This window comes from Fulvivirga sp. M361, from assembly GCF_007097395.1.
In the GTDB taxonomy this organism is placed as follows: Bacteria; Bacteroidota; Bacteroidia; order Cytophagales; family Cyclobacteriaceae; genus Fulvivirga.
This window is the reverse complement of the sequence record NZ_VKDC01000007.1, coordinates 34,352-47,179: the sequence shown is the minus strand read 5'-3', so window position 1 is coordinate 47,179 and position 12,828 is coordinate 34,352. Positions and strand designations below refer to the sequence as shown.

Annotated in this window: 12 protein-coding genes; 9 read left to right on the top strand and 3 right to left on the bottom strand. The window is 40.4% G+C overall.

Translation table 11 applies throughout. From position 1 onward, the window contains the following. The first annotated feature begins 223 nt into the window (after positions 1–223). Entirely contained in the window at positions 224–1,639 is a 1,416-nt protein-coding gene (gene dnaA / locus FNH22_RS09480; protein WP_143398129.1) for a chromosomal replication initiator protein DnaA, read from the top strand. A gap of 28 nt (positions 1,640–1,667) precedes the next feature. Here the strand turns inward: dnaA and FNH22_RS09475 are convergent, their stop codons facing one another. Then, positions 1,668–3,128, bottom strand: a complete 1,461-nt coding sequence (locus tag FNH22_RS09475) for a PLP-dependent aminotransferase family protein (protein WP_143398128.1) — start codon at positions 3,126–3,128, stop codon at positions 1,668–1,670. A 143-nt stretch (positions 3,129–3,271) separates the two neighbouring features. On the opposite strand from FNH22_RS09475, the gene FNH22_RS09470 reads away from it, so the two are divergent. The 3 genes from FNH22_RS09470 (at position 3,272) to FNH22_RS09460 (ending at position 6,585) form a co-directional block, all read left to right on the top strand. Next, on the top strand, positions 3,272–4,393 hold the full coding sequence (locus FNH22_RS09470; RefSeq protein ID WP_143398127.1) for an ATP-binding protein: 1,122 nt from the start codon (positions 3,272–3,274) through the stop codon (positions 4,391–4,393). Positions 4,394–4,559: 166 nt separating this feature from the next. Beyond that, positions 4,560–5,195 (top strand): pyridoxamine 5'-phosphate oxidase family protein, encoded by a 636-nt coding sequence (locus FNH22_RS09465; RefSeq protein WP_143398126.1) that lies wholly within the window; start codon positions 4,560–4,562, stop codon positions 5,193–5,195. A 292-nt stretch (positions 5,196–5,487) separates the two neighbouring features. Continuing rightward, entirely contained in the window at positions 5,488–6,585 is a 1,098-nt protein-coding gene (locus tag FNH22_RS09460; RefSeq protein ID WP_143398125.1) for an acyl-CoA desaturase, read from the top strand. Between the two features lie 17 nt (positions 6,586–6,602). On the opposite strand, the gene aspS is transcribed toward FNH22_RS09460, so the two are convergent. Next, complete coding sequence (gene aspS / locus FNH22_RS09455; RefSeq protein WP_143398124.1) at positions 6,603–8,348, bottom strand: aspartate--tRNA ligase; 1,746 nt, start codon at positions 8,346–8,348, stop codon at positions 6,603–6,605. 165 nt (positions 8,349–8,513) lie between these two features. Here aspS and FNH22_RS09450 point away from each other — a divergent pair, with 165 nt between their 5' ends. The 3 genes from FNH22_RS09450 to FNH22_RS09440 all read left to right on the top strand — a co-directional run bounded on the left by FNH22_RS09450 (position 8,514) and on the right by FNH22_RS09440 (position 10,239). Continuing rightward, positions 8,514–9,071, top strand: coding sequence for a hypothetical protein (locus tag FNH22_RS09450; RefSeq protein WP_143398123.1), 558 nt, complete (start codon positions 8,514–8,516; stop codon positions 9,069–9,071). Beyond that, entirely contained in the window at positions 9,071–9,532 is a 462-nt protein-coding gene (locus FNH22_RS09445) for a nucleoside deaminase (protein WP_143398122.1), read from the top strand. Before FNH22_RS09450 ends, FNH22_RS09445 begins: the two co-directional genes overlap by 1 nt. A gap of 101 nt (positions 9,533–9,633) precedes the next feature. Continuing rightward, complete coding sequence (locus tag FNH22_RS09440) at positions 9,634–10,239, top strand: superoxide dismutase (protein WP_143398121.1); 606 nt, start codon at positions 9,634–9,636, stop codon at positions 10,237–10,239. A gap of 85 nt (positions 10,240–10,324) precedes the next feature. Here FNH22_RS09440 and FNH22_RS09435 read toward each other — a convergent pair whose 3' ends face one another. Continuing rightward, a complete protein-coding gene (locus FNH22_RS09435) occupies positions 10,325–10,615 on the bottom strand; it encodes a hypothetical protein (RefSeq protein ID WP_143398120.1) in 291 nt (96 codons plus the stop codon). A 269-nt stretch (positions 10,616–10,884) separates the two neighbouring features. Here FNH22_RS09435 and FNH22_RS09430 point away from each other — a divergent pair, with 269 nt between their 5' ends. Further along, a complete protein-coding gene (locus FNH22_RS09430) occupies positions 10,885–12,120 on the top strand; it encodes a pitrilysin family protein (protein WP_143398119.1) in 1,236 nt (411 codons plus the stop codon). 70 nt (positions 12,121–12,190) lie between these two features. Then, positions 12,191–12,826, top strand: a complete 636-nt coding sequence (locus FNH22_RS09425; RefSeq protein WP_143398118.1) for an O-methyltransferase — start codon at positions 12,191–12,193, stop codon at positions 12,824–12,826. Positions 12,827–12,828 lie beyond the last annotated feature (2 nt).

Genomic DNA, 12,828 nt, shown 5'->3' with positions numbered 1-12,828 from the left:
GTTAAGCCATAAGCGTGATTTTTTGATTCAGTTGAAAGGGTTTAATATCCTATTTATACATTTTAAAGAATTCATATTCATATATCTTAAGGCAAAAAAATATTCCATAATTCCTATGAGCCTATCCTTTTATCTTCGTCATTTTTTTGGCAAATTTGTTACCCTTTTTTCGCCAGCTGATTTCTGGCTCTTGAATCTTTTAACTAGGTTTTAATTTTGGTTGATGCTTGAAGATTGTGAATCTGTATGGAATGATTGCCTCAGGGTAATTAAAAACAATATAGCAGAGCAAAGTTTTAATACATGGTTCAAACCGATTGTTCCTACCAAATGTCACGAAGATGTGTTGACCATCCAGGTGCCGAGCCAGTTTTTTTACGAATGGCTTGAAGAACATTATATACACATCCTTAAAAAAGCGATCACTTCGGTGTTAGGGCCTCAGGCCAGGCTGGAGTATTCTGTGATAGTGGATCGTGGAAACAGTAAGTCTAAGCCATTGGCTGTTAATTTGCCCAACAAAGCCACAGGTAACGGGTTTGGAGCCCATCGACGCGAAGAATATAAATCTCCCTTTGAACTTAAATCAGTAGATACCCTCTACCAACAGTCCCAGTTGAATCCCAACTATTCATTTGACTCTTACATAGAGGGGGATTGCAACCGGTTAGCCCGGTCAGCGGGATATGCTGTAGCGCAAAAGCCTGGAGTTACTTCTTTTAATCCACTTATGCTTTATGGTGGGGTAGGCCTTGGCAAAACGCATTTGGTTCAGGCCATTGGTAATGAGATCAAGAATAAGCTGGGTGATCGGTTTGTATTATATGTGTCCTCAGAGAAGTTTACCAACCAGTTTATTGATGCGTTGAAGAATAACAAGATCCAGGAATTCCAGAATTTTTACATGCAGGTGGATATCCTCATCATTGATGATGTTCAGTTTTTGGCGGGTAAAGAGCGGACACAGGAAATATTCTTCCATATTTTCAATCATCTGCACCAGGCAGGCAAGCAGATCGTAATGACCAGTGATTGCCCTCCCCGTGACTTGAAAGGGTTGCAAGAGCGATTACTTTCACGTTTTAAATGGGGACTTACTGCTGACCTCCAACAACCGGATTATGAAACGCGGGTGGCTATTATCCAGCGGAAGATGCAATCAGATGGTATTTTGATACCTGATAACGTGATTGAATACCTGGCGTATAGTGTGGACACTAATGTAAGAGAGTTGGAAGGAGTCTTGATCTCGTTGATCGCACATGCCTCGCTGAATAAAATGGAGATTGATCTTGAGCTAGCTAAGCAGACACTGAAGAACATCGTGCAAGACATAGAAACGGAGGTGGGTATAGATTACATCCAGAAAACAGTGTCTGAATACTTTAAAGTAGAAGTGAGCTCGTTAAAAGACAAAATCAGGAAAAAGGAGATCGTAATCGCCCGCCAGGTGGCCATGTATTTTTCCAAGGAGTACACCAATCATTCGTTAAAAGCCATAGGTTACCATTTTGGAGGACGTGATCATAGTACGGTAATCCATGCAGTACAATCCGTTAACGATATGATGGATACCAATGCCGGTTTTAAATCTTCAGTGGAAGAGCTAAGAAAAAAACTTAAAATGAGGGCGGTGTAATCTAACAGCCTGTTTTTCTTACAGATTATTAGGTATTCATTTGTTTTAGGGCCGTTGAAAACGCGTCAACGGTTCTTGTAAGTTCATTTTCATTCAGTGAGGCAAACCCAATGCGCAGGGCGTTATATTTCTTCGAAAACAGTTTGTCAATATCAGGATATACACCTAATTGATTGATGTATGGATTTAGTTGGTGGAGGGGAGTACTCTTAAACGTGGTCCAAATGGCCATACCTCCTTCAGGGATCTTAAAAGAAACAGTATTTGAAAGTACTGAAGACAATAAAAAAGCGAGTTGGTCACGTCGTTGGCGGTAGATTTGTACGCTTTTTTTTAAATGCCGGTTTAACTCACCGGTATGGATAGCTTCTGACATGACACGTTCCATAATATGGTCACCTTGTCGATCAATGATACGACGGATCTTACTGAATCCTTCTACCATTTCCGGTGTGCCCACGAGGTAACCTACTCTTATATTAGGAGCAAATATCTTACTAAATGACCCGATATAGACCACACGCCCTCCGTGGTTTAAGCTTGCCAGAGGAAGAAGAGGGCTACTATGGTAGTGAAAGTCATAGTCATAATCATCTTCCAGTATGATAAAGTTATATTTCACGGCTAATTCCAACAGGTGTATTCTTCGAGCATTGGAAAGAGTGACGGTGGTAGGAAAATGATGATGTGGTGTGACATATACTAATTTTACGTTCGATTTTTCACACTGAAGCGCAAGCTCTTCGGTGTCTAATCCTTCCCCGTCGACCGTTATACGTTGTAGCTGTCCGCCGTGGTATTGAATTGCCCAGTCAGCCGCATCATAGCTTGTACTTCCTACCACTACAGTATCTCCTTGTTCTATGAGTCCTTTGATAGCAAGAAAAATACCCATTTGACTGCCACGGGTAATCAGTAAGTTTTCTTTAGAAACGCTCATTCCCTTGGATTCAGAAAGGTAATGCGCCAGAGTTTTACGTAATACCATATCACCACGCACATCTGAGTAGGTGAGTAGTTTGCCCCCTGAGCGACTTTTGGCAATGGATCTGCACTCTTTAAATATCCAGTCGATAGGAGCTATCCTGTGATCCGGTGAACCCCCGTCCACTTGCAAGGCGCCCTCCGGCAGTGCGGAATAGCTTTCAATGAAAGGGTATTGCTCAGGCAGATCAGTGGGGTAGGGTACTGTTATTACAGGCGTTGCTGTGAGGGGAATCGATTTCCGTATTGGTAGGTTATGCGCAATATATGTGCCTGATGAAGATCGGATTTCTAACCAACCCTGAGCTGTGAGCTCATCATAGGCCTGAATTATTGTTTTACGATTTAATTGCAGGAGTTCAGCCATTTTACGCGATCCTGGAATTTTCTGTGCCGGTTGGAGCCTTCCAATGCTAATTTCTCTGATCATACGGTCGGAGATCTGTAAATATTTAGGACGATTTGAATCGCTTTCAATTCGTATAGTAGATTTCCATGGAAACATAACCGGACCCTATTGAGTGTAATTTTAGTCAATAAAAATACACCGGATTTTGTAATTAAAGAATAGATCGATGGTCTGAGTTTTGACGGTAAATCATTACTGTGTAACTTACGTTACGTAAAATACGTAATGTTATTCGCGTAATGAGAAAACCTACTAACCCATTTGTTCTTTCAGGATATCACAGCCCTGAATACTTCTGCGATCGGGAAAAAGAATTGGATTGGCTTATTGAACAATTCAATAATGAACGAAATACGGTTTTGTATGCCTGGCGGAGAACGGGTAAAACAGCTTTGATTAAGCATTTTTTTTATCAATTGGAAAAAGTAAAAAAAGCTGAAGGTGTATTTGTAGACTTACTCGGAACTACGGATCTGGCGGATGCTAATAAACGTATAGCTTCAGAAATTGTACAACGTTTTGGGTCGCTGAACACAGGTATAGGCACCGCCCTTATGAAGCTTATAGGTTCGGTGGGGGCTACTTTTGGTATAGATCCTTTAAATGGTACACCGCAAATCACTTTTGGTATGGTGGGGCCTCATTCTGTTCCCGGTTCTTTGGAAGCTATCGGTAAATTTTTATCAGAAAGAAAAAAACCGGTCATTATTTGTATCGATGAATTTCAGCAAATTGTCAATTATCCGGAGAAGCATGCCGAAGCTACTTTTCGCACCTGGGTACAGGCTTACCCCATGGTCCGGTTTGTATTCAGTGGTAGTCATAGGCATATGATGCAATCCATGTTCAGCGAAAAGTCACGACCTTTTTATCGTAGTGCTCAACTGCTTCCATTAGATACATTACCCCAACCTGTTTACTTGAATTTTATCACTGAACACTTTGAAAAAGCAGGAAAATCTATTGACCCTTTACACTTCAACAAAATTTTTGATTGGACCCGGATGCAAACCTATTATGTACAATTGGTTTGTAATAAACTATATGGGAGAACGGATCACGTGGATAATGGCCTGTTAGGAGAGGTTTTCCATGAAATTATTCAACAGGAAGTCCCGTTGTTTTCCAGTTACCAACAATTGTTTACACATTTTCAATGGAAACTATTAGGCGCGCTGGCAAAAGCTGAAACCGTTGAAAACCCCTTGGGGCAGAGTTTCCTGCAGCAGTATGCCCTGGGAGCTGCCAGTTCGGTGAGTACAGCGTTAAAAACATTGATCAAAAAGGAATTTATCATCCAAACAGGCAGCAACTACACCCTACATGATACGCTTTTGATGCGTTGGCTTCAGCAAATGTAAGCCTTACACATAGCTTACTTAATCATTTTGCGATGCAAACCGGACTATATGATAAATTAAAAATGGTACCATTGGATGATCCGGTTTGGGTTTATATTTACGCAGGCCTATGATGTTATAATTTTATTAATAGGTCGATGGGGAAGAATGTATAAACCATGAGACTATGAGTGAATATTCTATAGATAAGCGGAACAAGGTGAGACGCGTTCCTACTCGCGGTCATTATGACCAGGAGACCGTGTATAAAATTTTGGATGACGCATTTGTTTGCCACGTTAGTTTTGTGCTCGATGGTCAACCTTTTATTATTCCTACACTCTATGGCAGAGAGGGTAACAAATTATATCTTCATGGGGCCACTTCCAGCAGAATGATTCGTCATCTTGAGAAAGGGGTGCCCATGTCACTGGCAGTTACTCACGTAGATGGTATTGTGCTGGCACGTTCAGCTTTTCATCATTCGGCCAACTATCGTTCAACAATAGTCTACGGTACTGCCAAGAGTGTAAGTCAAGAGCTCAAAGAACACGCCCTTTTTATTATTTCGGAACAGGTTTTAAAAGGACGTTGGGATGAAGTGAGATTACCGAATGAGAAGGAATTAAAGGCCACAGAAGTATTGGAGTTGGAGATAGAACAGGCATCGGCTAAGGTTCGTTCAGGTGGGCCTAATGATGACAAGCCAGATTATGACCTTGATATTTGGGCCGGTGTGGTGCCCATGAAAATGATATATTCAGACCCAATTGCCGATGAAGTATTACCCTCAGACATCAAACTTCCGCCTTCATTGAAATAGTCTTTGTTTTCCGAATCTGTTAGAATTCCCTCTTAAATATCACGGTTTTATCTAAGAGGGAGTTTTAGTTTTGGACATAGAGGTCCACAAATAAATTACCTATTTATTTCGCTCCTTAACTTTGTTCAGCTTATCTTGGCAATATTTGTACAAAACATCCTCCTTTATTGTTAAACTTTTTCTGTAAGTGTCCTTATTTTTTGGTTATAGAGAGTTTGTTGTGCTTGACAACCAGATGGATAAACCCTTTGCTTACTAAAAAAAAGCGCGTTAATCGAATAACATTCAGACTATGAAAATAAAATTCAATGGAAAGAATCGTCCGGGGTTCTATGTAGAAGTAAAGAAAAGAGTAGATGAATATTTCAAGTCGCGAAATATCAGCAAAAACGCAAATGGAGAAATGGTCTTTAAAACAGTATTGTTTTTAGGACTTTTGGTGGCTCTTTACATATTGATCATTTGGGGAGGATTTAGCCTGCCGGTAACTTTTGCTTTAACCATTGCCATTGGGATGGTGCAGGCCTTTATAGGTTTTAATGTTTGCCATGATGCGATTCACGGTAGTTATTCATCCAATGGTTATGTGAATAAGTATTTAAGCTATGTTTTTAACCTGATAGGAGCTAATGCTTATGTATGGAAAATTACCCATAATATGGTGCATCATACGTATACCAATATCCCAGGACATGATGAAGATCTGGATGTAGCCCCTGGTCTTGTCAGGTTGTCAAAATTAGAAGAGATGAAACCTATTATGAAATATCAGCATATTTATGCTTTTTTTCTATACGGCCTTGCCTCGCTATCCTGGGTATTCAGAAAGGATTATGTAAAATTTTTCAGTCCTAAAATAGGTCACACTGAAAATACCAATCATCCAAGAGGTGAATATTTTAATCTGTTCTTTTTTAAAACTGTATATTATACACTCTTCATAGTAGTTCCATTATTGGTTATGGATATTACCTGGTGGCAGTTCATCATCGGTTTCATATTTATGCACCTGGCCGAGGGGCTTGTTTTGGGGCTCGTTTTTCAGTTAGCTCATACCGTAGAGGGAATAGATTTTCCTGAACCAGATGAAAAAGGGTTTGTAGAAGAGTCATGGGCGGTTCATCAAATGCATACTACTGCTAATTTTGCACGTAAAAGCTGGTTAGCCAGTTTCCTTTGCGGTGGACTAAACTTCCAGGTAGAACATCACTTGTTTGCTAATATTTGTCATGTACACTATCCTGCTATCTCCAAAATTGTAGAAGAGGTAGCCACAGAACATGGAGTGCCTTATCATGAAAATAAAACTTTCTATGGCGCACTTGTATCACACTACAAAACACTTAAAAGGTTTGGCAAGGACAAGGAACCAGACTTACAGCCCGCTTAATACTAATATTTAAGTCATTATTTTAGACTAATACCCAATTCATCCAGTTGCACCCTATCCACCGGGCTAGGGCTGTCAATCATTACGTCCCGACCTGAGTTGTTCTTAGGGAAGGCAATAAAGTCACGTATTGAATCAGAACCTCCGAATAATGCACATAATCGATCAAACCCAAAGGCAATACCCCCGTGTGGTGGCGCACCATATTCAAAGGCATCCATGAGAAAGCCGAATTGGTCTTGTGCCTCCTCATCGGTGAAACCCAATTGTTTGAACATCCGCTGTTGTATGGTTCTGTCATGGATACGTATGGAGCCACCACCGGCCTCTACTCCGTTTATTACCATATCGTAGGCATTAGCTTTTACCTCTCCAGGGGCACTTTCCAGTTTATCGAGGTCCTGGGGGACGGGTGAAGTAAAGGGATGATGCATTGCATGAAAACGTGTTGTTTCTTCGTCCCATTCCAGCAATGGAAAGTCCAGTACCCACAGTGCTTTGTACTCGTCTTTGTTTCGTAAGTTGAGCGCATCACCCATATGAAGGCGTAATTCATTCATAGCCTTACGTGTATGATCTTTATCTCCGCTTAATACTAATAGAAGGTCACCTGCCGAGGCATTCATCTCTTCCGCCCAGGATTTCAGATCTTCCTGTGTGTAGAACTTATCTACGGATGACTTGAAAGAACCATCTTCGTTACATTTTACATATACCAGGCCTTTGGCACCTACCTGAGGTTTTTTTACATAATCTGTAAGTGCGTCTAACTGCTTCCTGGTATAATTACTACATCCCTTGGCACAGATACCCACTACTATTTCTGAAGCATCAAATACATTGAACCCCTTACCCTGAGCCACTCCGTTTAATTCAACAAATTGCATATCAAAACGCGTGTCAGGTTTGTCAGAACCGTAGAGGCGCATAGCATCATCATAACTCATACGGTCTATATCTCCTATTTCTATTCCTTTGAGCGACATGAACAGATGTTTTATCATGCCTTCGAAGATAGTCAGCACATCCTCACGATCTATGAAGGAAAGTTCACAGTCTATCTGGGTAAATTCAGGTTGCCGGTCAGCACGTAGGTCTTCGTCCCTGAAGCATTTAACAATCTGAAAGTACCGATCCATGCCCGATACCATCAAAAGTTGTTTAAAAGTTTGAGGAGATTGTGGAAGCGCATAAAACTCTCCTTCATTCATTCTTGATGGAACTACAAAGTCTCTTGCTCCCTCCGGAGTGGACTTGATCAGGACAGGAGTTTCGACTTCCATGAAGCCCTGGTCGTCCAGGTAGCTCCTGGTTTCCTGCATCATTCTATGGCGCAATTGTAAATTATTACGTACAGGTCCTCTCCTTAGATCAAGATAGCGGTATTTCATTCTTAATTCGTCACCGCCGTCAGTATCATCTTCAATGGTGAAGGGAGGTACATTTGATTTGTTTAAAACTTCAAGCGCACTAACCTTTACTTCAATATCACCTGTCTCGATCTTATCATTCTTGCTTAATCGTTCTACCACGGTTCCTGAAGCCTTCACTACAAATTCACGTCCTAATTTTGTTGCCTGAGTCATGAGCTCCGTAGTGGTGCTGCCCTCTTCAAAAATTAGCTGTGTAATGCCATATCTGTCGCGGAGGTCCACCCATATAACGCTTCCTTTATTACGTGTTCGTTGTACCCATCCGCAAAGTGTTACTTCGGTGTTCACATGATTTACTCTTAATTCACCGCAGGTATGTGTTCGTAGCATTCTTATTTCTAATTTTGAGGCGCAAATTTAAGGGGTTTGTTTTATGTTGCATAACATAATGCAGCTTTCGCAAATTTAATTCCTGAGAAAGCAGTGTGTTGGTCGTAATAAAATCGTTGGAATCCTGGTTTGTAAGAATGTAATTTTTATGTTCAATGTTTAATTATGTTTAAATCCATACTGATCTCGTCGATAGTATTATTTGTACTACCTTTTCAAAATAAGCTGGTCAAGACTAAGGTAAATGAGTCGATTACGGTTTCATTGCCAGACAACTTTTACCCCATGTCTCCCGAGGATATTGCCCAGCGTTATCCTTCAGTGCGAAGCCCGGTAGGCGCTTACACGAATGAATCCAGATTGGTGGACTTTAGTGTAAATGTTTCTGCTACCGCATGGAGAGAACGTGATGTATTTATTGCGAAAGATTTTTTTAAGGCCAGCATTTTCAATCTTTACGACAAGGTGAACATGATCAAGGAGGATGTAGTGGAGATTGATGGTCGGAAGTTCATCGTTTTTGAATTTGATTCCAGGATCAATGGAGAGGCTTATTCACTGGATAAAAAAGAGCCTATTCACAGATATAATTACATACAGTACCTTATTGTAAACGGGAAAACACTTGTATTCAGCTTCAACTGTCACAGTCGCTTTAAAGAAGAGTGGCAGGGGAAAGCCAGTCGGGTCATGTCTTCCATCAAAGTAAAAAAGAATATTTGATGAGCTTAACTGTTCATAGTGATGGTCATTTTATGAAAGAGGCTTTTAAGCAGGCCCTAATGGCACGTGATGAGAATGAGATACCTGTTGGTGCGGTGATAGTGGCCAATAATCAAATTATTGCACGTGCTTATAATCAAACAGAACGCCTGAGTGACCCTACAGCACACGCTGAAATGTTGGCAGTAACCGCTGCTACGAATCATTTAGGAACTAAATATCTTACAGACTGCACCTTATACGTGACATTGGAGCCATGTGGTATGTGTGCCGGAGCATTATACTGGTCGCAACTTACTAAACTCGTTTATGCTGCGAGTGATGATAAGAGAGGCTTTACAACCATCAATCCGAAAATGGTTCATCCTAAAACCGAAGTGGTTCGCGGACCACTACAGGAAGAGTCTTCTCAATTGGTGTTGAATTTTTTTCAAAAGCTTCGCGACCATAGGAAAAACTGATGACGTCATCAATATAATCTGTCTCTTTCCTTTTCTTACCGACCCATTGCTTGCTATATTTACTTTCTTCTAATTTTAACCATTAAAAAACGAAATCAACTATGGCTTTCGAACTACCCGATCTGCCTTATGCGCATGATGCTTTAGAACCACATATTGATGCAAGAACTATGGAGATCCACCATGGTAAACACCATGCAGGATATACCAATAATTTGAATAACGCTGTGAAAGATACTCCTATGGAAGGAAAGTCTATCGAAGAGTTATTGGCAAGTCACACCGATAACGCTGCTGTGAGAAATAATGGCGGTGGTTATTACAATCATGATCTTTTCTGGAGAGTGATGTCGCCTGATGGCGGCGGCGAACCTACAGGTGATCTGGCAGATGCTATTAACGCTGCTTATGGATCGTTTGATGGATTTAAGGATGCTTTTTCTAAAGCTGCTGCAACTCGATTTGGGTCAGGTTGGGCATGGCTGTGTGTAAAAGCTGACAGCAAAGTAGAAGTATGCTCTTCCGCTAACCAGGATAACCCGCTTATGCCGGGAATTGGTTGTGAAGGAACACCCGTTTTAGGACTTGACGTATGGGAACATGCTTATTACCTTAACTATCAGAATAAGAGACCAGATTATATAGCAGCTTTTTTTAATGTTATTAACTGGGATGAAGTGACTAAAAGGTACAAAGCCGCTCAATAAATTCAATTTCAGTGATACTATAATTTAAGGCCGCTCAAAGCGGCCTTTTTAATTTCCTTTAAGTCAGTTTAAAATACTTTTCCTATTACTGGATTGCTTCACCGATCATAAAGATCAGATTATCCAGCGATTCATCTATTTTAGGAAATAATTTCTGCATTCTTTCATCTGATACCATAGCCTGCATCCCTTCACGGGAATCAAAGTAGAACCGGTGTATTTCATTCGGTTGAGGCAGGTCTCCCTGGGAATCTACCGGCTCTAAAAAACGTTCGAAGTGTGTGCCAAACTCCGGGATAATGGTGCAGGCTTCATCATGGTATTCAGCAAATTGTTGCTTATATCTTTCTCCCTCTTTAAAATAAACCGTTGGCATAAGATTAGACTTATGAAAAGGTGGTTTTATTATGACCGTTTCAAAAAGCATTTTACCATACAGGTCGAGAGTTTTATGGCCGATAATCATATACTAATGATAAGAAGAAACTGGTTATCTGATTTGTTTAGAAAGGTCAAATTTTTGTGGAAGTGGTTCTAGCCTGTTTTGACTATACAAAACAGGCATAAGAAATAAGTTCCACACATCTGTAACTATGCTTAGAGAGCTCAAAAAATAGTTAAGTTTGCGCATTGTTTGAAAAGGAGATGAAGGAATACGAAATACATACACTCCCGAACGGGATACGGGTAATTCATAAGCAGGTGACGCATACTAAGGTAGCTCACTGCGGATTTATGTTGGATATTGGTAGCAGGGATGAATCACATGAGAATCAAGGGATAGCTCATTTTTGGGAGCATATGGCTTTTAAAGGTACCTCAAAGAGAAAAGCCTTTCATATTTTGAATCGTATTGATTCGGTAGGCGGTGAGTTAAATGCCTATACTACAAAAGAGAAAATCACTTTTTATGCTTCCGTTTTGGATTCACACTATGAAAAGGCGTTTGAGCTTTTATCTGACATTACGTTTGACTCTATATTTCCTGAAAAGCAAATAGAACGGGAGCGTAATGTCATTCTGGAAGAAATGGCCATGTATTATGATGCGCCGGACGATGCCATCCAGGATGAATTTGATACCGTGGTGTTTGGAGACCACGCTTTGGGGATGAATATTTTAGGGACCTCTGAAAGTGTACAATCTTTTCGTCGTGATGATTTTAAGCAATTTATTAAGGAACATATTAATACCGAAAGAATAGTTTTTTGCTCGGTAGGTAATTTACCTTTTAAGAAGGTGCTCAGGCTCGCTGAGAAATACTTAAAGGACGTGCCATCTATGAATGCCGGACAGAAGAGGAGTCTGTTTACCGGTTATAAAGCAGTACAAAGAAAGGTGAACAGAAGTTTGACACAGGCACACTGTGCGATTGGCTGTGAAGCCTATGCGTTGGAAGATGAACGTAGAATACCTTTTTTTGTACTTACCAATATTTTGGGAGGGCCAGGTATGAACTCCAGGCTGAACCTGGCATTGAGGGAAAAGCACGGCTTTGTGTATTCTGTGGACGCATCTTACCAGGCATACATAGATACCGGTTTGTTTGCTATATTTTTTGCGACGGAACCCAAGCAATTGAATCGTAGTATGCGCCTGGTGAAAAAAGAACTACAGCTATTAAAAAATAAGCCATTGGGCACATTGCAACTCCACAATGCAAAAGAGCAAATTATGGGGCAGCTTGCTATGGCAGAAGAAAATAATACAAGCCTGATGCTTATGATGGGGAAAAGTATGCTGGACCTTGGACGAATTGATACGATTGAAAGTATCTTCAACAGGATAAAAAGTATAAAGGCCAATGAACTTCAGGATATTGCCAGGGAAATGTTTGTGGATGATCAGCTTAGTCAGCTTATTTACCTGCCGGAAAATTAATTGAGGAAGATGACCCGCTATTTGAAATTTGAATAGAAACCTACGAAGTATCAAAATACCAAAGATAACCATGGAATTTATCAATAAGGACATCCAGAATTATGCTGAGCTACATACTGAGCCAGAATCAAGGCTCTTGCATGGTATCAACAGAGATACCCATGCTAATGTGATCATGCCACGGATGCTTTCAGGCCACTTGCAGGGAAGAGTGTTATCTATGCTCTCGCATATGATACGTCCGAAGTATATTCTTGAAATAGGTACGTATACTGGGTATTCAGCCCTCTGCCTGGCAGAAGGTATGCAGTCAGAAGGCAGATTGGTGACAATAGATGTTAACGAAGAGCTGGAAGACAGAGTTAGACATCACCTGGAAGAAGCTGGAATATTGAATAAAGTAGTTTATAAAATCGGTAATGCACTTGATATTATACCCACTCTGGACTACACATTTGACCTGGTTTTCATTGATGCTGATAAGATCAATTATTCCAATTATTTTGATCTGGTGATAGAAAAGATGAATAAGGGAGGATATATTATAGCCGATAATGTACTCTGGAGTGGGAAAGTACTGGATGAAAAAAAAGATAAAGACACACAAGGTATTGATGATTTTAATAAAAAAGTTCATAATGATAGCCGTGTTCAAAACGTTTTGTTTCCAATCAGAGATGGATTGATGATAACCAGAAAATTGTAAAT

Coding starts and splice junctions, on each gene's coding strand:
- FNH22_RS09445 (WP_143398122.1), top strand. CDS start 9,071: ATGAGCTTAACTGTTCATAGTGATGGTCATTTTATGAAAGAGGCTTTT.
- FNH22_RS09470 (WP_143398127.1), top strand. CDS start 3,272: ATGAGAAAACCTACTAACCCATTTGTTCTTTCAGGATATCACAGCCCT.
- FNH22_RS09430 (WP_143398119.1), top strand. CDS start 10,885: ATGAAGGAATACGAAATACATACACTCCCGAACGGGATACGGGTAATT.
- FNH22_RS09475 (WP_143398128.1), bottom strand. CDS start 3,128: ATGTTTCCATGGAAATCTACTATACGAATTGAAAGCGATTCAAATCGT.
- aspS (WP_143398124.1), bottom strand. CDS start 8,348: ATGCTACGAACACATACCTGCGGTGAATTAAGAGTAAATCATGTGAAC.
- FNH22_RS09425 (WP_143398118.1), top strand. CDS start 12,191: ATGGAATTTATCAATAAGGACATCCAGAATTATGCTGAGCTACATACT.
- dnaA (WP_143398129.1), top strand. CDS start 224: ATGCTTGAAGATTGTGAATCTGTATGGAATGATTGCCTCAGGGTAATT.
- FNH22_RS09450 (WP_143398123.1), top strand. CDS start 8,514: ATGTTTAAATCCATACTGATCTCGTCGATAGTATTATTTGTACTACCT.
- FNH22_RS09465 (WP_143398126.1), top strand. CDS start 4,560: ATGAGTGAATATTCTATAGATAAGCGGAACAAGGTGAGACGCGTTCCT.
- FNH22_RS09440 (WP_143398121.1), top strand. CDS start 9,634: ATGGCTTTCGAACTACCCGATCTGCCTTATGCGCATGATGCTTTAGAA.
- FNH22_RS09460 (WP_143398125.1), top strand. CDS start 5,488: ATGAAAATAAAATTCAATGGAAAGAATCGTCCGGGGTTCTATGTAGAA.
- FNH22_RS09435 (WP_143398120.1), bottom strand. CDS start 10,615: ATGCCAACGGTTTATTTTAAAGAGGGAGAAAGATATAAGCAACAATTT.